Genomic DNA, 18,481 nt, shown 5'->3' with positions numbered 1-18,481 from the left:
TTCACCCTTCAAGGGCCTTCTTCCAGGCCTCAAGGGTCTCTCTGGCCCGGTCAAATATCTTCTCCGCGGCCTCTTCAAGGGCCTTCTCCGGGGTGACCTTGCCGTCGGTGACAACCTTAAAGCGCGGTTTCCTTGCCATTAGGATGGGATGCTCTATGGTGTAACCGGCAAAGGTAACGTGCCTGTTCTCCTCAAGGTACTCCTTGAGAAGGTTCGCGAAGGTGTGGTCTTCCCCCTCAATGTAGAACTCCAGCAGGTTCTTTTCCCGCCTGATGATCTCAATCTTCATCAGCATCACCTTTTAAAGCCTTGAGTAGCTCCTCCAGGGCCTGCTCCTTGTTCTTGACCAGTTCGTATTTAAACTTATCCTCCTTCCACTCGGCCAGACCCAACTCGACAAGGGTCTCGATGACCTCCTTGGGCGATATGCCGAAGGCAACTGAAACCGGGACGACAACCTCCCTTATCTGCCTCGTCGTCTGGAGGGCTATCTCCGAGAGCGCCTCGCCGAGCTGGGAGACGAACTCAACTGCCTCCTCCCAAGGCATGGAGGTTATCAGCTCACCGTCCCTGAGCTCGGCCCTCTCGCCGAGAAGCTGGAGAGCCTTCAGGAGTATGGGCGTTGAGACGCTCGTTCCGGCCTCCCTCAGGAGGTCGTCAACGGAGTAGTGGTAAAGCCCCCTCCTGTCCGGATAGAGCTTGGCCCTCACCCTGTTCTGAATCTCCCTTATCTTGCTGATAGCCTCCTTTATCTCGTCCTTCGTCCCCTGGACGTTTATCTTGAGGGAATCCAGCTTCCCGTGGACGTAGATAAAGGCCGGCAGACGGAGCCTCTGGAGCTCCTTCATGAACTCCTCCTTCTCCCTGTCGTCCCTGACGTGGATTGTGATTACCCTCTTGGCCCTCATAGAGACACCTTTATCTTTCTGTAGAGCGGGGAGAGCTTCCTCGTCTCGACGTTGCCGCAGCGCGGGCAGATGAGCTTGTCCCCGCGCCTTATTAGAGGAGTCCTGCAACGGGAGCAGAGGGCGTAGACGACCCCCATCTCGGGTTCCCTCGTGGAGAGCTGTATGGGGCTCTTCTCGTTGGCTATCACCCTAGCCCTTACGACGTCCCCTATCTTGAACTCCTTGCTCAGGTCTTCAACGAAGCCCTCCTTGACCTGGGAGATATGGATTCCAGCGAGCTTTGACGTCGCTATCTCCCTGTCGTTTTCCCTGCCCTCTATGGCCAGAAGCTGTACTATAACGGCCTGGGGCTTGACCTCTATGACCCTCGCGAGGACGACGTCCCCTACCTTTGGCAGAGGGGGTGTATCAGTCACGGGCTCGACGCTTATTTCCATCCTCTCCCTGTTGATCCTGACTTTACCCGCCCTCGTGGCGTAGAGCTCGCCGTTCTCCTCTCTGACACCCTCCCCCGGAAGAAACTCCTCGATAACGCCTAGGTAATCACCGGGGAGCACGAGCTGGCCGTCTTTGGCACTCCTCTTATCCTCCATTCCCACACCTCCGTGAAAGTTCCGGCCCGGATTTTTTAAGCCTTTAGTTTTATAAGGGGCGGGAGAAAAGTTTTAGTAATTCAGACAAAGTTCCGGTGGTGGTTGAGATGAAAATGCTTCTGATACACGCGGACTACCTCGAATACGAGGTCAAGGACAAGGCCCTGAAGAACCCCGAGCCAATAAGCGAAGAGCAGAAGAGGGGAAGACTTGACGAAGTTCTGGCGGTTTTCATAAGCGTCGAGAAAGTCGACGAGTCAAACCCAGAAGAAGTCGTCGAGAAGGCCGTGAAGGAAATCAAGGAAGTGGCTGAACAGGTAAAAGCCGAGAGGGTCTTCGTTTACCCCTTCGCCCACCTGAGCAGTGAGCTGGCGAAACCCGATATAGCTCTCAAAGTGCTCCAGAAGATCGAGGAGAGGCTTAAAGAGGAAGGCTTCGAAGTTAAGAGAGCGCCATTCGGATACTACAAGGCGTTCAAGCTGAGTTGCAAGGGACACCCACTCGCTGAACTCAGCAGGACGATAGTGCCAAGCGGGGAGGCTGTAAGCAAGGAGGAGCGCAACATAGCCCTTGAGAAGGAGGAAGAGCTGAAGAGCTACTGGTACATCCTCACTCCTGAAGGTGAACTCATCGAGGTTAACAAGTTCGACTTCACCGGTCACGAGAACCTCAGGAAGTTCGCCAACTACGAGATAAGCAAGAACAGGATTGCCGAGGGGGAGCCTCCCCACGTTAAGCTCATGCTGGAACACGAGCTCGTTGACTACGAGCCCGGAAGTGATCAGGGCAACCTCAGGTATTATCCGAAGGGCAGACTGATAAAGGGCCTCCTTGAGCAGTACGTCACCGAGAAGGTCATTGAATACGGTGCCATGGAGGTCGAGACGCCCATCATGTACGACTTCGAGCATCCAGCTCTGGAGAAGTATCTCAACCGCTTCCCGGCGAGGCAGTACATCGTTAAAAGCGGCGACAAGAAGTTCTTCCTCCGCTTTGCTGCCTGCTTCGGTCAGTTCCTCATAAAGAAGGACGCCACCATAAGCTACCGCAACCTTCCATTGAGAATGTACGAGCTTACAAGATACTCCTTCAGGCGCGAGAAGAGCGGTGAGCTCTCAGGCCTGAGAAGGTTAAGGGCCTTCACGATGCCCGATATGCACACGGTAGCGCGCGATTTAAAACAGGCCATGGACGAGTTCAAGAAGCAGTACAAGCTCAGCATGGAAGTCCTTAAGGGGGTCGGCCTTACTCCGGAGGATTACGAGGTCGCCATACGCTTTACAAGGGACTTCTGGGAAGCTAACAAGGACTTCATAGTCGAGCTGGCAAGGATAATAGGCAAGCCCGTCCTCATCGAGATGTGGGACCAGAGGTTCTTCTACTTCATCCTCAAGTTCGAGTTCAACTTCGTGGACAACCTCGACAAAGCGGCCGCTCTGAGCACCGTCCAGATCGACGTTGAGAACGCCGAGCGCTTCGGCATAACCTACTACGACGAAGAAGGTAAGGAGCGCTACCCGCTCATACTCCACTGCTCGCCGAGCGGTGCGATAGAGCGCGTTATGTACGCCATCCTTGAGAAGCAGGCAAAACTTCAGGCGAAGGGAATAAAGCCGAGCTTCCCGCTCTGGCTCAGCCCGATACAGGTCAGGGTTATACCCGTCAGCGATGATGTGATGGACTACGCGCTCTATGTAGCAGGCAAGCTTGAGGGTGCAAAGATAAGGGTTGACGTCGACGACACCAACGACAGGCTCAACAAGAAGATAAGGAAGGCCGAGAAGGAGTGGATTCCCTACATCATCGTCGTCGGCAAGAACGAGAAGGAGCAGAACACCGTAACGGTGAGGAGGAGGGAGGATGGCAAGCAACTTGAGATGCAACTGGAAGACCTGATAAGGGAGATAAAGGGGAAAACCGAGGGCTTCCCGTACAGGCCGAGGCCTTTACCGCTCCTCCTCTCAAGGAGGCCGAAGTTCAGGGGCTGAAGGCTAAACCTTTCCTTCTCTTTTTCTCTCAGTGCCCCGAGAGAACATGGTTTATGAACTCCCTCGCCTCACCGCTGAACTGGTCGAGGGAGACAGGATTGCCGAACTTGTCGTAGACCTTTCCGTCCTTGAAGTTTATCTCGAATATTTCATAGCGCTCCTCGCTCTTCTCGTGGAGCTTGATACCGTGCTCCTTCAGGTGGTCTTCAAGGCTCTCTATGTCAACGTATTTTCCGCAGACCTCACATTTGTAGAACTGCCAGAAAATGTAATCCTGACCGGCGAGGCTGTTGGACTTTATGTGGTTCACAAGGGAAGCACCGAGGTACTCGTAAACGTCTTCCTGTATGAGCCTCCCGTCCTTCTCAACTACCTTGAAGCCGGCCCAGACTATGTGATCGTTTATGTCCGCGAGCGTGGCCTTAAGGTAGCGATACGTCAGGACGAAGGTTCCGTCCTTTATGTAGAAAACTCCCCTGTCGGGAATCGCGACGAGGTGTATTCCCTCCACATCCCTTCCCGCCAGGGAATCCGCCTCCTCCCTGTTCTTCGCCACGTCTATGACGACCTCAACGTTGCTCCTCTTGTGTACGCCAGTTATCGAGCTCCCGTCTATCTCCCAGTGATACTCATCGAGATATCGAACCTGTGAGTACACTTTCTTGATTCCCGGACTTAGTTCACCGTAGCCCATGCTACCCACCGCTGAGAAGTCGAAGCCAACGTTAATAACTTTAGCGGGAAAACTTTAAAAGCCCTCAACGGCCGAAGCGCCTCTGCCTCCTCTGGAACTCCCTGATTATCCTCAGGAAGTCTATCTTCCTGAACTCCGGGAAATAAACGTCAACGAAGAAAAGCTCACTGTATGCTATCTGGTAGAGGAGGAAGTTGCTTATCCTGACCTCACCGCCAGTTCTTATCACGATATCCGGGTCGGGCATGTTGGGGTAGTAGAGGTAGTTCTTTATCAGCTCCTCGTCGATGTCCTCGGGCCTTATCTTCCCGGCCAAGGCATCCCTCACTATATCCCTGACGGCATCAGCTATCTCACTCCTTCCGCCGTAGGCCAGGGCTATGTTGAGGGTGTAGTTCGTGTACTTCCTAGTGGCCCTCTCAGCTTCCTCCGCAGCTTTTCTGACGTTCTCGGGGAGGAGCTCCTTTCTCCCGAGGACGTTGACCCTTATACCGTACTTATGAACCCTCTCGTCCCTCACGACTTCCTTAAACTTCTTCTCGAAGAGGTTCATCAGCGCTTCGACTTCCTCCCTCCTCCGGCGGAAGTTCTCGGTCGAAAAGGCGTAAACCGTGAGGGTTCTTATCCCCAGCTCCCGGCACCATTCGAGGATTTCCTCAAGCTTTCTGGAACCGAAGAGGTGTCCATACCAGGGCGGTTTTTCAATCCTCCTCGCCCACCGCCTGTTGCCGTCCATTATTATCGCAACGTGCTTTGGAATCTCTCCCGACTTGACCCTCTCAAAGAGGTAGCGCTCGTAAAAGTCGTAGGCGGGCTTGAAAACAATATGGGGGATGTGAGAAAGAAGCCTGTAAATCATCTCTTCTCACTCTATCCTCTTTCTCCCCTTGAGGTGCATCTCGGCAAGCTCCATGTATATCTCGGCGTTCTTCTTCGTCCACTCGATTTCCTCCTCGCTGAGTTTCCTAACTACCTTTCCGGGGACGCCTATGACGAGGCTGTAGTCGGGTATCTCCTTGCCCGGGGGGACGAGGGCTCCCGCGCCTATGATTACGTGCTTCCCTATCTTGGCCCCATCGAGGATTATCGCGCCCATACCTATTATCGTGTAGTCGTCGATTGTTGCCCCGTGGACGACTGCGTTGTGGCCGATGGTGACGTACTTCCCGATCCTCGTCGGAATGCCATGGGAAGTGTGTATGCTGACGTTGTCCTGGACGTTGGAACAGCAACCAACGTAAATCTGCTCTATGTCCCCCCTGAGAACAGCGGACGGCCAGACGCTCGTTTTCTCCTCCAGAACGACGTCTCCGATTACGGAGGCAGTCTCATCAATAAACGCCGTCGGGTGAATTTTGGGCCTCCTACCGTTGAGCTCGTAAACGGCCATTTCAATCACCGGGTTATAGTTCCGGGGAGAACTTATAAAGATAACCGGACAACGTATGACTGGGAAGTGCAATGAAGTACAGACGGGGGGCCAACGCGGAGAGGGAGCTCGCAAGGATGCTCGAAAGTGCCGGCTTTGCAGTCGTCCGCTCCGCCGGCAGTCACAGGGTCGATTTGATAGCCGGAAACGGGAAGTTGTACCTCTGCATAGAGGTCAAGAGCACGGGGGAGGAGAGATTATACATCCCGAAAGAAGATGTGGAAAAGCTAATCTCCTTCTCGGAGCGCTTCGGCGGAAGGCCCCTCCTAGCGGTCAAGTTCAGGGGGAGGGGGTGGAGGTTCTTCCATCCGAAGGCACTGAGTCCCAACGGAAAGAGCTACCGCGTTGAGCCCTCAATGAGCTTCCTGACCCTCGAAGAGGTTACCGGAAAACAGCCAACCCTGCGGGAGGTGCTCGCCCGTGAAAAGGCTTAGCCTCGTTCTCATCCCAATCCTGCTTCTCTCAATCGGGGCCGTTCTCTCCCCAGCCAACGCCGGCGAGACGGTTCTGATAATAACCCCCCTGAAGGAGGTCATCAACGCGATTCCCGGGGAGACGGTTACGATACCGTTCCAGATAAAAAACCTCGGAAACGACACCGTGGGAAACGTTACCGTTTACGTGACCGGCCCGGCTGAGGGGTTCGTTTATCAGACGAAGCTCATAAGGGTTCCAATAGCCCCAAACGGAACCCTCAATGAAAGTCTCAGCATCAAAGTACTCCTGATTCCCCCGGGAGTTTACAACCTCACAATCGTCGCGAGAACCGGTTCAGTCTACACTCAAGCACGGGTGAAAATCAGGGTCGGTATTTTGAGCGATTACTCCCTCGACATTGAGGTCGGTAAGGAATACATTTACGGGCACGACGTGGGGATAAGGCTGATCGTCAAATCCAAGTCAAACGGCGTCCTGCTGGGGACTATCGGGTACTCAATATCCCGCGACGGCGTCAGAATCGCTGAAAACGAGAGCTCAACCTACCTCCGGGCAGGGGAGAGCTGGGAAAAGAACATAACCCTCCACAGGCCCGAGACTGGAAACTACACGGTTACTCTATGGGCCAACCTTGGGGGCAAGTTCAGGAAGGTCACCAAGACCTTCAGGGTCTATCAGAGGAAGCTCTCGTACAGGGCCTTCTTCAAGAACGGGGCCATAACGGTCGTGGTCTACAACTCCAGCGGCGGTGTCCCCGGGATAAGGGTGGCCATAAACGGTGTCGAGTTCACAACGGACGAGAGCGGGAAGGTCTCATATGCTGTGGACAAACCCGGAACCTACGAGGTCGTCCTCGACCTTGACGGAAAAATCGTGACGACCTTCGTCGAGGTAAAGAGGCTCTTCATAAGCTACCAGCAGAGGAACTCGACGCTGATAATAAAGGTCGTGGACTCCACGGGTCTTCCCGTGCCGAACGTCACCCTCTCGGCATCGGGGCCCCTGGGGAAGGACTACGCGGTTACGAACTCCTCGGGGCTGGCAACTATAAACCTCAACAAGACCGGCTACGGGACGCTGATGGTCTCTGCGCAGAGCGACGACTACATAGGGGCGCAGGCTGTTGTTCAGGTGATTAAACCGGCGAGACCCTCGACGACCACATCCTCGACCACTCCCCAAACGAGCAGTAACGTAACCTACAGCGTTCCAACCACGACGACATCAGAGGGGAAAAGCGGAAGCGGTTTGATGGCCCTCATCCTTATAGCCAGCGGGCTAATCCTTGCGGGAACATCGTATCTTGCCTTCGCCACCCCTTTAGTTCACGAGGAAACCCTCGACCGCTACTACTTTGCCAAGCTCAGGGCACCGCGCCTGAGGAGGATTCACTACCGCTTTGAGAGGTCCGTTAACGCGAGGGAAGTCAGGGTCACCAAGGGAGAAGCCAGAGTAGAGGACGGGAGGATTGTCTGGGAGGTAGAACTTGAACCCGGTGAGGAGGCCCAGCTGCAGGCCATCCTTGGATAAACCTTATTAAGTCAGCTAAACACATTGAGATGGAAATCTAAACGGAGGCGAAAGCCATGGTGAACCTTGAACTGCTTAAGAAAATAGTTGAAGCCCCGGGCGTTTCCGGATACGAGTTTCTGGGGATAAGGGACGCCGTAATAGAGGAGCTGAAGGATTACGTGGACGAGATAAAGGTTGACAAGCTCGGAAACGTTATAGCACACAAGAAGGGAAGCGGGCCAAAGGTTATGATAGCGGCCCACATGGACAAGATAGGCGTCATGGTCAACCACATAGACAAAGAAGGCTACCTCCACGTCATTCCCGTTGGAGGCGTTGACCCGAGAACCCTCGTTGCGCAGAGGATAAGGTTCTTCACGGAGAAGGGCGAGCGCTTTGGTGTTGTAGGCCACATACCGCCACACATTCAAAAGCCGGAGGACAGGAAGAAGGCCGCTGATTGGGACACCATAGTCGTTGACGTCGGTGCAGACAGTAAAGAGGAGGCCGAAGAGCTCGGCTTCCGCGTTGGAACCGTTGGCGAGTTCGCCCCGGCCTTCACAAAGCTCACGGAAAACAGAATAGCAACACCCTATCTCGACGACCGCGTTTGCCTTTACGCGATGATTGAAACGGCCAAGGCTCTTGAGAACCACGAGGCCGACATCTACTTCGTCGCCAGCGTTCAGGAGGAGGTTGGCCTCAGGGGTGCCAGGGTTGCCAGCTACTCGATAGACCCGGAGATAGGCATAGCGATGGACGTTACCTTCGCCAAGCAGGTCGGCGACAAGGGGAAGATAGTGCCAAAGCTCGGCGGCGGCCCGGTTATGGACGTAGGACCAAACATCAATCCAAAGCTCAGGGCCTTTGCCGATGAGGTTGCCAAAAAGTATGAGATACCACTCCAGGTCGAGGCTTCGCCGAGGCCGACCGGAACCGACGCGAACATCATGCAGATCAACAGGGAGGGCGTTGCCACCGCCGTGCTGAGCATACCGATACGCTACATGCACAGCCAGGTCGAGACCGCTGACTTGAGGGACATAGACCTCACAATAAAGCTCGCCAAGCACCTCCTTGAGGAGCTTAAGCCAATGGATTTAACTCCCTGACTTTTCTTTCCCTCGAAAACTTTATTGGCTCTCTTCTCCAATCTTAACCGATGTCGATGATACTGATCGTCCCGATTGGCAGGGTAGACGACACCGTACTGGAGGAAGTCGCCAGGTTCGTTGAGAATTACTACTCCCGCTTTGGGCTCTCCACCAAGGTAATGCCCGAGATTCCGGTGGAGCCGTTTTCCAGCGCCTTCAACCCAATGAGGAGACAGTACCTCGGTCGGGTCTTCCTGCCGACCTTAGCTGGTTTTCTGAAAAAGGTGGGGGGAAAGGCCGTTCTTGGCGTTACAGAGGTTGACCTCTACGAGGAGGGGTTAAACTTCATCTTCGGCCTTGCGAATCCATCCCTTAGGAGTGCCATAATATCACTCCGCAGGTTAAGACCCGAGTTCTACGGGGAAAGACCGGATGAAGAACTCTTAAAGGAGAGGGCCATCAAAGAAGCTATGCACGAGCTCGGGCACGTCTTTGGTTTGAACCACTGCCCGAACCCGAGGTGCGTTATGCACTTCTCCAACTCGATACTGGATACCGACCTTAAGGGGCCCCTCTACTGCCCCGCCTGTGAGGAGAAGCTGTCAAAAAACCTGGAGGTGTTGATGTGATAGAGGTGGAACTGAAGGGCTACGCCGACGAGAAGATCTTTGAGCGGGTCAGGGAAAGGTACAAGCTTTTGAGGAGGGAATACCACGAGGACACCTACTTCCAGCATCCCTGCAGGGATTTCTCCGAGACCGACGAGGCCCTCAGGATACGGGTAAAGCGCTTCAACGGACACTTCGAGGCCTTTATGACCTACAAGGGACCGAAGCTCGACAGGGAATCAAAGACTAGGAAGGAAATAGAAGTCGAGCTGACTGATCCGGATAAGCATCTCCAGATACTTGAAAGCCTGGGCTTCGTTGAAGTGCTCACGGTGGTGAAGAAGAGGGAGAAGTACTACGTCGAAAAGGGCGTTGTGATAACCCTGGATGAAGTTGAGGGGTTAGGAAAGTTCGTTGAGATTGAGACCATCGTTGAGGACGAAACGAAGGTTCCAGAACTCGTCAGAAGGATGAAAGAGATTCTCCTTGACCTCGGCGTGAGGAGATTCGAGAGGAGGTCCTATCTGGAACTCCTCCTTGAGAAGGAGGGAAATCATGGAGAAACTTAAGGTACTCTTCGAGCGCGAAAGACCCAAAAGGTCCGAGGTTGAGATACTGGAGCAGATAGAGAGCCACGTCGAAGCTGGGGATATAAAGGGTGCCTTAGGCTTCCTTGAGGAACTACGTTCCCAGTTCAACACCTTCGTGGCCCTTAGAATAATCCTCAGGGAGCTTGTTCGGCGCCTGAAAGTTGCTTCCGACTCCGAAAAAGATGAGTTAAGGATTGTCCTAAAGGAGTTGATACCTCACATAAACGGGCTTGAATCCAACAGACAGAGGGCCCTCCTTCTCGGGGAAGTCGCGAAGGCCTTTTACCTTCTGGGTGACGACTTCAATGGGGATTTAGCCCTTAAGGCCTCGATAAACCTGGCGGAGGAGTACCCTGACCTTCTAAAAGAAATCCTGATGTCCCTCATTGAGGAGGGCCTCCTTTCAAAGGCAGGCTTCGCCTTCAGGATGGTGAGGAACAGGGATGTCATAGAGCCGGTTTTCGTCCACCTTGTTGAGAAGTTCTATGAGGAGGGCAGGGAGGACGTTGCTTTCTCTATTCTCAAAATGATTTCAAGTCCGTTTCACAGGGCAACCGCTCTCTATTACATCGCGATGGTTGAAGAGAACAGGAACCGGGGAAAGGCCATCAGGCTTGTCGAAACTGCTATGAGGGAGGCTGAAAAAATAAAGAACCCGGATACAAGACTCGAACTTATTCTCAAGCTGAGCGACTACCTCCACTCCCTCAGAGGAGAGCGCCTCAGCGTTATGGACATACTCGCCCAGTCACTTTCGCCTAAGGTAGGAAATGAGGAAGATGACGCTAATCAGGAACACGAGGGTTGAGAATATCTCAAGCCTTCCAATCCACATCAGAAGTATGAAGAGGACTTTCAGATCAACCGGCATTGAGGGGGACGTTATGCCGATGCTGAGACCAACGTTTCCCTGAGCGGAGGCAACCTCGAACATGGCATCTGCAAGACCGGCCTTCACGCGGAGCATCGTGTATATTGTCCCCGCGAGAAAGAAGGCTAAATACGTCATCGTAAAGCTCATTACCTCCTGTATGTCCTCGTCGCTGAAGACGTAGTTCCCGACTTTTCTTCTTATAACTGCCCCCCTTGGGAGTATTGCACTCTGTATCGTCCACTTGAGGCTTTCATACATCAGGGTAACCCGGATGAGCTTTATTCCGCCTGAGGTACTACCAGCCCCTCCCCCGATCACCATGAGTATCGCCAAGATGAATTTTGAGACCTCTGGGTATGTGGAAAGGTTCGATATCTGAAAGCCCGTACAGCTTATTGCCGAGACTGCATGGAAGACGGCCCCCTGAACCGCCTGGCCGATTGGATCCCCAACCTGGTAGAGGCTGTAGGCGATTATCGCAACAGCGGGAAGAAGGAAGAAAAAGAGATATCTGACCTGTATGTCCTCGAAGAAGGGCTTAAGTGAGCGGTTCTTGAAGAGCTTGTAGTGAACGGTGAAGTTAACGGCACCCAGTATCATGAGGAAGATTGTGACCGCGTTTATTGCAGGGCTGTGGAAGAAGCCTATGCTCTGGTCGTGGGTGCTCATACCACCCGTCCCGAGGCCGGTCATTGAGTGAGTGAGCGCATCGAAGGGGCTCATCCCGTTGAGGTAGTAGAGGTAGGCCCCAACGAGGGTCAGGACGAGGTAAATCTGGAAGATGACCTTGGATGTGTTGACCAGATTCGGCAGTATTCTCTCGCTCCTGGCTTCGGCTTTGTAGAGTCTCGCAGCGGCGACACCGGGTCTTATTAGGATTGTAAGGGCGACGAGAACGATGCCTATACCCCCAAGCCACTGCATCCACGCGCGCCAGAAGAGGAGCATCTTCGGATAGGTCTCAAGATGGCTCATCATGGTAAGTCCCGTTCCCGTCCACGCGCTCATGCTCTCAAAGTACGAGTCAAGAAAAGACATCTTGGCTATACCCATAAATGGAACGACGCTGACGAAAGAAGCGAATAGCCATGTGAAGGCCGCAGCTATCATTGCCTGCCTCAGGTTAACGTCCTCAATCTTGTGCGAGTGCCTACCAAGCCAGGCCCCGAGGAGAACGCAGGCCATCCCGGGCAGGGCAAAGTAGGGCACGTAACCGATCTCAGTCGGATAAAACCAGACAAGAAGAACCGGAAAGAGATAGGCGAGACCGACCCCCTCAAGTATCGAGCCTATAAGGTTCCTGACGACGAAGAGGTCATTGCCAACGTTGATGCGCTTTCCGAACTCCAGCATCGCCCCACCGTCCGTAGGGCTTAGGAAAGGAGAATAAAAGGTTTTTCCCAGAGTACCCTCCACAGTGAGTCACGAGGTTCCAAAAAGATAGGTAAGGTTTAAGGGCAACCTAACTTACTGCATTGGGTGGTTTAACGTGATGGGAGAGGCGCTTGAGAAGCTCATAAAGGCCGGCGAAATAGCAAGGCAGGTCAAGAAGGAGGTCGCTGAGCTCATCAAGCCCGGCACTAGGCTGTACGATATAGCGGAGTTCGTTGAGAGGAGAATAGTCGAGCTCGGGGGAAAACCAGCGTTCCCCTGCAACCTCTCGATAAACGAGATTGCAGCTCACTACACGCCCTACAAAGGCGATGAGAGTACCCTCAGGGAGGGGGACTACCTCAAGCTCGACTTAGGTGTCCACGTCGACGGCTACATAGCGGACACGGCTGTGACCTTCAGGGTCGGTATGGAGGAGGACGAGCTGATGGAGGCATCAAGGGAGGCCCTTGAAAACGCCATAGCTACTGTGCGGGCCGGAGTTCAGGTCAGGGATGTTGCAAAGGCCATAGAGGAGACGATAAGGGGAAAGGGCTTCAACCCAATAGTCAACCTCAGCGGGCACAAGATAGAGCGTTACAGGCTCCACGCCGGCGTTAGCATTCCCAACGTCTACCGCCAAGCGGACACCTACGTCCTTCAGGAGGGAGACGTCTTCGCCATAGAGCCCTTCGCGACAAGCGGTGCCGGACAGGTCATAGAGGTTCCGCCAGCGCTCATTTTCATGTACGTCCGGGACAGGCCCGTCAGAATGCTCCAGGCGAGGAGGCTTCTCATGCACATAAAGAAGAACTACAAGACCCTCCCCTTCGCTTACCGCTGGTTGCAGGGCTTTCTACCGGAGGGACAGCTCAAAATGGCCCTTGCCCAGCTCGACAAGGCCGGGGCAATATACAGCTACCCAATCCTCAGGGAAATAAGGGGAGGGATGGTCAGCCAGTTCGAGCATACCGTGATAGTTGAGAAGGACGGGGCGTATGTGACGACGTGAGCAACTCACGGAAGGAACCTGAGGCTCTCGCGTACCTTCCCCTCAACCTTTTCAAAAGGATATGTGATAACTTCCGCAACCCGGAGCTTTCCGGAGGAGTAGTCGGCATAGAGAGCCCAGCCGTAACGGGTTTTCAGCGGAAGGGCCTCCCACTCGCCACCTCTGACCTTTGCAATCTCCACAAGCTCTCCAGAGGTCTTGCCGGCCATTTCCTTTGGTGAGAGGTAGAGCCTCGCAAAGCTGTTCTTTGAATTTCTCACGGCGTCCTTCCAGCGCCAGAGGAAGTAATCCCTCACGTCACCAACACTTTCGAACTGAATCACCCTGGAGTCAAAGTTCGCGGGCTCGCTCTTCTCGGGTAGGTGGTGGGGGAGAAACCTGTTGAAGGTTGCCGTGAATATTGACGCGCTCAACGATAGCACCTTGTACACCTTGCCACCGAATATTGGCTGACTGTTCGGATGTAAGGGAAAGAATAGCAACGAGACTTCATCGCTCTGCCCATAGGCAAACCTCAGATTGTCGAGTTCTCGAAAGAGGGCTTTGGTCGTTTCGATGAACAGGTTTACGAGCCTCATGTCGAAGGGCTTTTCAAGGCCTCCAGTCCAGCGGGAGAAAGACCTGCCGTCAAGGCGGATTACAAAGGGCTTTCTTGGATCCAATCTTCCGCAGTGGTATCTTCTCTCAATCGAGCGCATTCTCCTAACCAGTGGATTGCCTTCCACCCTTCGCCCCATGAGAACCGCCCGAAAAGGTTGTGGAAGGGCTCGGCAGTTGGCGCCGGGGCAGGGATTTGAACCCTGGTGGGCGGACGCCCACGGGATCTCGAGTCCCGCGCCTTCCCAGGCTAGGCTACCCCGGCGCGGTTTGAAGTTTCCCGGAGCGGTCTTATAAATCTTTCCTCGAAAAATTTATTAACCTGAATTAACTAAAAGTGTCACGGTTGCAAAGGTTTAAATTCGTGGGAAGCGAAGTATAAAATGCAGGAGGTGGCAGAAATGGTCGGAATTCAGGTGCAGGAGGTAATGACGGACAGGTTCAGGAAGATAGACATCGACGCCCCCCTTTCTGAGGCGATAGGCATCTTCGAGAAAGAAGACCCCGATCTCATTCTGGTCTTCGATGGCAACCTGTATAAGGGTGTTCTCACGCAGGACCTGATTATACGCTCCCACCTCAAGTGGGACCCCACAAAGGCAAAGGTTAGGGACGTTTACAAGCCCGCCCCAGTTATAGAGCCTCGCGAGGATCTTAGCAAGGCCGCAAAGCTCATGATGGAGGTTGACCTCCGCTCCCTTCCTGTTGGGGAGTCAAAGGCTGAAATCATTGGGGTTATAAACGACCTCGCCGTCCTTGAAAAGGTCGCGGAAGGGGACTTCGGAAAGAGAAAAGTTGAGGAGTTCATGACGAAGGACGTTATAACCCTCAGACCGGACGACACCGTCGCAAAGGCCCTCGCTACTATGCGCGACCACGCCATATCCAGACTCCCTGTTGTGAACGAAGAAGGCAAGCTTGAGGGCCTCGTGACACTCCACGACCTCATCATAAGGTTCATCAAGCCCCGCTTCAAGGCGCAGGCCGGTGAACTGGCCGGAGAGAAGATACCCCCCTTCAGCATGCCCCTCAGAGACGTCATGATAAGGGGCGTCATAACAATTCTGCCAGATGCAAAAGTCAGGGAAGCCGTGGCAACGATGAAGGACAACGACATCGACGGCCTCATCGTCGTCAACGAGGAGGACAAGGTGGTCGGTGTTCTAACGGTCAAGGACCTGCTACTTCCAGTATCAAAGATGACTGAGAAGGAAGCAAGGTTTTACCTTCAGCTCGGCGGTGACGCATCAATACTGAGCGACTTCACGAGGGAGAGAATAATCCAAGACATAAGGCGCTTCGTTGACGGTTATGAAGACCTTCTTGGCAACGAGGGCATAATCTATCTCCACATAAGGCGCTTCCCAGAGAAGTTCAGGGGAGTTCACCTCTACCAGGCCAGGATGAGAATAGTCACCGACAGGGGAGTCTTCGTGGCAACAGGGGAGACGTGGGGCGCCATACAGGCAGTTCACGACGCCCTCAGAGCTATAGAGAGACAGCTACTTCAGAAGGCGGAGCTTGAAAAGGACATACGTTACGCAAAGCGGTTCATAGAGAAACTCGGTCTTTGATTTCTCCAAATTCCCTTTCCAATATTCTAACCTGTTTCTCATCCAGCGTCGTTGGATCGATCATTATAACAACCCGGGCACCACGTGTTATTGCCCTGTCCTTCAAATCGGCTAGGAACTTGAGAACTGTCCTGAAGTTATTCTCAAGTATTAGGTATTCCACGGAGTCAATATAAACCATCCGATATCCCGAATCAAGGGCACGAGTTATCAAATCCAAGAGTATTCCAAGCCGGGTTGGACTTATGGCGTAGATATGGGGGGATTTGCGCAGCTCCCCTTCCGTGGCGCGTGTCACCCAGAAAACCATTGCAGAAGGATCTAGAAAGGACTCAAGGTCCCGAAGGTCGCTCCTTGTTACAAGAATCGCCCCCCTCAAACCACTTAGCAAACGCAGGAGATCCTTTCCGGGGGATGTGAGGAGAAGGGTTCCCGGAGTGACGTTCTCTCCGGATGAGCCATGAAGCCTCTCAACCGGCCAGAAGGCCACCCCCAGAGCGCCGAGTGCCATCGTCAGGCGGAACAGCGTCCCGAACGCAAAGCCATACGGCCTAAACCAGTCAAGTGAAACCGTGAAGGGGTACGTTGCGTTCAGAATACCAAGGGACATCATGCTTATGGAAAATATCCTGGAGTAAACGTTCTCGGGCAGGGAATACCTGAATATTGTGTAACCCAGATAGAAGTAACCGATGGAATATACGAAAAGAGGAACTGATGTTTTGATTGCAAAGCTAAGATTAAGTTCAACAGCGTTTGTTCCCACGACCCAGAGATACGCCACAAGACCAAGAAGAACCGGAAACGCCGTTTTTTCAGGAGGAGGCGATTTTTCCTTCACATAAACAGCAGCGACCATTGCGAGTATTCCCTGGGAGAGCGTGTTAACGAGGTCGAGAACAAAGGCAACATCGGGATGTAGATGAAAACCCAGGGGAGCAAGAAGAAACCTTTCGGGGTCAAAAGTAGCCAGAGTAAAGGCCAGAGTCATGTAAATCCACTCCGCACTCCTCTCCCGATAGGACTTGTAACCGGCAACGAGGAGCAGGGTAGCCCTTGAAAGAACGTTGAAGAGGTAAACAACCTCACCGCTCAAACTCTACGCACCTCTTTCTCCTGTCTCAGCACCACCAGGCTGTTGGGCGGGATGTTTTTATCGACCACCACCGCGGGCCCAACAAACGACCCGCTCCCTATCTTCCTGCCAGGATAGATGCTAACATTTATTCCTATTTTAACGTTGTGGCCTATTATTGCCCCAAGTTTATAACGCCCGGAGTCCTCAAGCTTGCCCTTTATCTCGACCTTGACATTGCCCTTATCATGCCTGAGGTTGGCCGTTATCGTTCCGGCCCCTAAGTTGGTGTTCTCCCCGATTATCGAGTCACCCACGTAGTTGAGGTGGGGGGCGTTGGAGTTGTCCATTATGATGGAGTTCTTAACTTCCACGGCGTTTCCGATGTGACAGTTGTCCCCGATGCTCGTATAGGGCCGTATGAAGCAGTTCGGACCTATGCGGGAGTTCCGCCCAATCTTCACAGGGCCGATGATGTAGGCCCCGCTCCTCACCACAGTGTTCTCGCCGATTTCAACCGGCGGGATTATCGTTGCGCCCTCCTCGACGGTTCCCCTTATCTCGTGCCTGAGCTTGTTCCTGAGGAGGTACTCGTTGAGCTCAAGGAGGTTCCAAGGCCTGCCTATGTCGTTCCAGTAGCCCTCGTATGGGACTGCAACGACCTTGAGGCCGGCCTCGACCATGAGGTTTATCGTGTCGGTTATCTCGTACTCACCGCGCTCGCTCAGGGGGGTCTTCCCGATGAAATCGAAGACCTCGCTCTTGAAGGCGTAAATACCGAGGTTTGCGTAACCCGGGACGCTGCCCGGCTTCTCAACGATGCTCCTAACAACGTTTCCCTCGACCTCAACCTTTCCAAAATGACTCAGGTCACCGAAGTGCTTGACGACAAGGGAAGCATCGGCGTTCTCCTTCCTGAAGGCAGATATAAGCTCTCTGATGGCCTCGGCCTCGAAGTATATGTCCCCGTTTACGGCTATAAAGTCCTCATCAACGCTCTCTGCGGAGCTCTCAATGGCCTTGGCAGTCCCCTCCCCAGGGAGCTGTTCGACGTAGGTTATCGGCTTGCCCCTGAACTCATCGCCGAGGGAGTTGATTATCCACTCCTTCTTGTACCTGACGATTATGACGAACTCGTCAACAAAGGGGTAAAGGTTTTCCATCACGTACTCGATTATCGGCCTGTTGGCGACCTTCAGAACGACCTTCGGCCTGTCGTCTGTCAGTGGCCTCAACCTTTCTCCCCTTCCAGCTGCTAGGATAACACCCTTCATACCAGCACCTCCAAGGAGTACACAACAACCGCAATCAGACCGAGAATGACCAAGACTTCCTTACCCCTGCGCTCCGCAAGGGCAAGGAGCAGGTAGATAACGATAAGGGAAGTTATAAAGCCAGACAGGAAGGCTGTGAACGGCACCCATACGTCCCCTGAGGAGTTCCATGGGATTAGGGCGAGCTTGAGGAACATGTAAGCTGGGGCCACCCAGAGGGTCCATTCAAGGACTTCCCTAGGCTTGTGCCGGGGGAGAATGAGTGCAGAAAGGACGAAACCCGTTCTGGAGAGCGAACCGAGGACTGCAATTCCACCTGCCAGACCGGCGGAGAGGGAATCTACCATGCTGGGTTCCTCGGGGAGCTTTTCGTCCGGGTCCTTAAGGGGATTAAGATGTGGCCGGAGGGAGTAGAGGACTATAATTGCCCCAAGAAGAAGGTTTACAACGGCCGAAACCTCCTTGGGCAGGTCGGGAGAGAACCTCCACAGGGGGTAACCCACGAGCACCGTAAAGAGGCTTGCGAAGGCCACGAATTTGAGGGGAGCCCGGTATATCCCCCTCATGGCATGGAGGCACTCCCTCGAAAACTCGTCGCGGAAATAAAAGAGGACTGCAAAGGCAACGCCGAGATAGGCCGGGACAAGGAGGTAGGAGTACTTCGAGATGAGAGAGGCGAGGGGCTCACCTTCAGGGCTGAGGGGCAGTATTGATGCTAGGGCCACTATGAAACCCGAGAGTATGGCGTCAACAATCGTTATCATCCTATCACATCCCAAATTTTAAACGGATAAAAATAAACTTTTCGTGGTGGTAGCTTTGGTGAGGGCCAGGATAACGATACTGTACG

The 18,481-nt window shown here is 53.6% G+C and carries 20 protein-coding genes and 1 tRNA gene; 9 read left to right on the top strand and 12 right to left on the bottom strand.

From position 1 onward, the window contains the following. Window position 1: 1 nt before the first annotated feature. The 3 genes from MVC73_RS03085 to MVC73_RS03075 are packed head-to-tail and all read right to left on the bottom strand — an operon-like array spanning window position 2 to window position 1,501. Complete coding sequence (locus MVC73_RS03085; protein WP_297506743.1) at window positions 2-289, bottom strand: DNA-directed RNA polymerase subunit L; 288 nt, start codon at window positions 287-289, stop codon at window positions 2-4. Then, window positions 279-908 (bottom strand): DUF2067 family protein, encoded by a 630-nt coding sequence (locus MVC73_RS03080; RefSeq protein WP_297506741.1) that lies wholly within the window; start codon window positions 906-908, stop codon window positions 279-281. Before MVC73_RS03080 ends, MVC73_RS03085 begins: the two co-directional genes overlap by 11 nt. Next, window positions 905-1,501, bottom strand: coding sequence for an exosome complex RNA-binding protein Csl4 (locus MVC73_RS03075; RefSeq protein WP_297506738.1), 597 nt, complete (start codon window positions 1,499-1,501; stop codon window positions 905-907). Before MVC73_RS03075 ends, MVC73_RS03080 begins: the two co-directional genes overlap by 4 nt. 107 nt (window positions 1,502-1,608) lie before the next feature. Here MVC73_RS03075 and MVC73_RS03070 point away from each other — a divergent pair, with 107 nt between their 5' ends. Next, window positions 1,609-3,489, top strand: a complete 1,881-nt coding sequence (locus MVC73_RS03070; protein WP_297506898.1) for a threonine--tRNA ligase — start codon at window positions 1,609-1,611, stop codon at window positions 3,487-3,489. A 28-nt stretch (window positions 3,490-3,517) separates the two neighbouring features. Here MVC73_RS03070 and MVC73_RS03065 read toward each other — a convergent pair whose 3' ends face one another. The 3 genes from MVC73_RS03065 to MVC73_RS03055 form a co-directional block, all read right to left on the bottom strand. After that, the gene (locus tag MVC73_RS03065; RefSeq protein WP_297506896.1) at window positions 3,518-4,183 is read right to left on the bottom strand and encodes a TBP-interacting protein; all 666 of its coding nucleotides are present in this window, start codon (window positions 4,181-4,183) and stop codon (window positions 3,518-3,520) included. Between the two features lie 64 nt (window positions 4,184-4,247). After that, the gene (uppS, locus tag MVC73_RS03060; RefSeq protein WP_297506736.1) at window positions 4,248-5,042 is read right to left on the bottom strand and encodes a polyprenyl diphosphate synthase; all 795 of its coding nucleotides are present in this window, start codon (window positions 5,040-5,042) and stop codon (window positions 4,248-4,250) included. A gap of 6 nt (window positions 5,043-5,048) precedes the next feature. Then, window positions 5,049-5,573 (bottom strand): gamma carbonic anhydrase family protein, encoded by a 525-nt coding sequence (locus MVC73_RS03055; protein ID WP_297506894.1) that lies wholly within the window; start codon window positions 5,571-5,573, stop codon window positions 5,049-5,051. 71 nt (window positions 5,574-5,644) lie between these two features. Here MVC73_RS03055 and hjc point away from each other — a divergent pair, with 71 nt between their 5' ends. The 6 genes from hjc to MVC73_RS03025 are packed head-to-tail and all read left to right on the top strand — an operon-like array spanning window position 5,645 to window position 10,662. Continuing rightward, entirely contained in the window at window positions 5,645-6,046 is a 402-nt protein-coding gene (gene hjc, locus MVC73_RS03050) for a Holliday junction resolvase Hjc (protein ID WP_297506734.1), read from the top strand. Then, window positions 6,033-7,580, top strand: a complete 1,548-nt coding sequence (locus MVC73_RS03045; RefSeq protein WP_297506732.1) for a hypothetical protein — start codon at window positions 6,033-6,035, stop codon at window positions 7,578-7,580. The genes hjc and MVC73_RS03045 overlap by 14 nt, the downstream gene beginning before the upstream one ends. 56 nt (window positions 7,581-7,636) lie before the next feature. Further along, window positions 7,637-8,674 carry a lysyl aminopeptidase gene (locus tag MVC73_RS03040; RefSeq protein ID WP_297506730.1) on the top strand — a complete coding sequence of 346 codons (1,038 nt, stop codon included), beginning with the start codon at window positions 7,637-7,639 and terminating at the stop codon, window positions 8,672-8,674. 56 nt (window positions 8,675-8,730) lie between these two features. Further along, window positions 8,731-9,285, top strand: a complete 555-nt coding sequence (locus MVC73_RS03035; protein ID WP_297506892.1) for an archaemetzincin family Zn-dependent metalloprotease — start codon at window positions 8,731-8,733, stop codon at window positions 9,283-9,285. Next, window positions 9,282-9,833: a class IV adenylate cyclase gene (cyaB, locus tag MVC73_RS03030; RefSeq protein WP_297506728.1), complete on the top strand. Its 552-nt coding sequence runs from the start codon at window positions 9,282-9,284 to the stop codon at window positions 9,831-9,833. Before MVC73_RS03035 ends, cyaB begins: the two co-directional genes overlap by 4 nt. Beyond that, a complete protein-coding gene (locus tag MVC73_RS03025) occupies window positions 9,820-10,662 on the top strand; it encodes a hypothetical protein (RefSeq protein ID WP_297506726.1) in 843 nt (280 codons plus the stop codon). The genes cyaB and MVC73_RS03025 overlap by 14 nt, the downstream gene beginning before the upstream one ends. Here MVC73_RS03025 and MVC73_RS03020 read toward each other — a convergent pair. Beyond that, the gene (locus MVC73_RS03020) at window positions 10,603-12,081 is read right to left on the bottom strand and encodes a TrkH family potassium uptake protein (RefSeq protein WP_297506724.1); all 1,479 of its coding nucleotides are present in this window, start codon (window positions 12,079-12,081) and stop codon (window positions 10,603-10,605) included. The genes MVC73_RS03025 and MVC73_RS03020 overlap by 60 nt on opposite strands. Before the next feature lie 139 nt (window positions 12,082-12,220). Here MVC73_RS03020 and map point away from each other — a divergent pair, with 139 nt between their 5' ends. Further along, window positions 12,221-13,111, top strand: coding sequence for a type II methionyl aminopeptidase (gene map / locus MVC73_RS03015; protein WP_297506890.1), 891 nt, complete (start codon window positions 12,221-12,223; stop codon window positions 13,109-13,111). 5 nt (window positions 13,112-13,116) lie between these two features. Here map and MVC73_RS03010 read toward each other — a convergent pair whose 3' ends face one another. Together MVC73_RS03010 and MVC73_RS03005 are read right to left on the bottom strand one after the other, a co-directional pair. Continuing rightward, complete coding sequence (locus tag MVC73_RS03010; protein WP_297506722.1) at window positions 13,117-13,848, bottom strand: tRNA(His) guanylyltransferase Thg1 family protein; 732 nt, start codon at window positions 13,846-13,848, stop codon at window positions 13,117-13,119. 38 nt (window positions 13,849-13,886) lie between these two features. Then, window positions 13,887-13,973, bottom strand: a tRNA-Ser gene (locus tag MVC73_RS03005). Between the two features lie 136 nt (window positions 13,974-14,109). Between MVC73_RS03005 and MVC73_RS03000 the strand changes: the two genes are divergently transcribed. Next, window positions 14,110-15,282, top strand: coding sequence for a CBS domain-containing protein (locus tag MVC73_RS03000; protein WP_297506888.1), 1,173 nt, complete (start codon window positions 14,110-14,112; stop codon window positions 15,280-15,282). Here the strand turns inward: MVC73_RS03000 and MVC73_RS02995 are convergent. The 3 genes from MVC73_RS02995 to MVC73_RS02985 are packed head-to-tail and all read right to left on the bottom strand — an operon-like array spanning window position 15,260 to window position 18,395. Then, a complete protein-coding gene (locus MVC73_RS02995) occupies window positions 15,260-16,378 on the bottom strand; it encodes a DUF835 domain-containing protein (RefSeq protein WP_297506721.1) in 1,119 nt (372 codons plus the stop codon). The genes MVC73_RS03000 and MVC73_RS02995 overlap by 23 nt on opposite strands. Then, window positions 16,375-17,631 (bottom strand): bifunctional sugar-1-phosphate nucleotidylyltransferase/acetyltransferase, encoded by a 1,257-nt coding sequence (glmU, locus tag MVC73_RS02990; RefSeq protein WP_297506719.1) that lies wholly within the window; start codon window positions 17,629-17,631, stop codon window positions 16,375-16,377. The genes MVC73_RS02995 and glmU overlap by 4 nt, the downstream gene beginning before the upstream one ends. Further along, window positions 17,628-18,395 (bottom strand): undecaprenyl-diphosphate phosphatase, encoded by a 768-nt coding sequence (locus tag MVC73_RS02985; RefSeq protein ID WP_297506718.1) that lies wholly within the window; start codon window positions 18,393-18,395, stop codon window positions 17,628-17,630. Before MVC73_RS02985 ends, glmU begins: the two co-directional genes overlap by 4 nt. Between the last annotated feature and the right edge of the window lie 86 nt (window positions 18,396-18,481).

It is taken from the genome of Thermococcus sp., assembly GCF_027052235.1.
Classification (GTDB): domain Archaea; phylum Methanobacteriota_B; class Thermococci; order Thermococcales; family Thermococcaceae; genus Thermococcus.
The sequence above is the reverse complement of the archived record's forward strand: the minus strand, read 5'-3'. Positions and strand labels throughout refer to the sequence as shown.

Bases quoted from the DNA above. Each gene is read 5' to 3' on its own strand.
- MVC73_RS03040 (WP_297506730.1), top strand. From the start codon at position 7,637: ATGGTGAACCTTGAACTGCTTAAGAAAATAGTTGAAGCCCCGGGCGTT.
- MVC73_RS03065 (WP_297506896.1), bottom strand. From the start codon at position 4,183: ATGGGCTACGGTGAACTAAGTCCGGGAATCAAGAAAGTGTACTCACAG.
- glmU (WP_297506719.1), bottom strand. From the start codon at position 17,631: ATGAAGGGTGTTATCCTAGCAGCTGGAAGGGGAGAAAGGTTGAGGCCA.
- MVC73_RS02985 (WP_297506718.1), bottom strand. From the start codon at position 18,395: ATGATAACGATTGTTGACGCCATACTCTCGGGTTTCATAGTGGCCCTA.
- MVC73_RS03085 (WP_297506743.1), bottom strand. From the start codon at position 289: ATGAAGATTGAGATCATCAGGCGGGAAAAGAACCTGCTGGAGTTCTAC.
- MVC73_RS03055 (WP_297506894.1), bottom strand. From the start codon at position 5,573: ATGGCCGTTTACGAGCTCAACGGTAGGAGGCCCAAAATTCACCCGACG.
- MVC73_RS03070 (WP_297506898.1), top strand. From the start codon at position 1,609: ATGAAAATGCTTCTGATACACGCGGACTACCTCGAATACGAGGTCAAG.
- MVC73_RS03035 (WP_297506892.1), top strand. From the start codon at position 8,731: ATGATACTGATCGTCCCGATTGGCAGGGTAGACGACACCGTACTGGAG.
- map (WP_297506890.1), top strand. From the start codon at position 12,221: ATGGGAGAGGCGCTTGAGAAGCTCATAAAGGCCGGCGAAATAGCAAGG.
- MVC73_RS03000 (WP_297506888.1), top strand. From the start codon at position 14,110: ATGGTCGGAATTCAGGTGCAGGAGGTAATGACGGACAGGTTCAGGAAG.
- hjc (WP_297506734.1), top strand. From the start codon at position 5,645: ATGAAGTACAGACGGGGGGCCAACGCGGAGAGGGAGCTCGCAAGGATG.
- MVC73_RS03025 (WP_297506726.1), top strand. From the start codon at position 9,820: ATGGAGAAACTTAAGGTACTCTTCGAGCGCGAAAGACCCAAAAGGTCC.
- MVC73_RS03010 (WP_297506722.1), bottom strand. From the start codon at position 13,848: ATGGGGCGAAGGGTGGAAGGCAATCCACTGGTTAGGAGAATGCGCTCG.
- MVC73_RS03020 (WP_297506724.1), bottom strand. From the start codon at position 12,081: ATGCTGGAGTTCGGAAAGCGCATCAACGTTGGCAATGACCTCTTCGTC.
- MVC73_RS03075 (WP_297506738.1), bottom strand. From the start codon at position 1,501: ATGGAGGATAAGAGGAGTGCCAAAGACGGCCAGCTCGTGCTCCCCGGT.
- uppS (WP_297506736.1), bottom strand. From the start codon at position 5,042: ATGATTTACAGGCTTCTTTCTCACATCCCCCATATTGTTTTCAAGCCC.
- MVC73_RS03080 (WP_297506741.1), bottom strand. From the start codon at position 908: ATGAGGGCCAAGAGGGTAATCACAATCCACGTCAGGGACGACAGGGAG.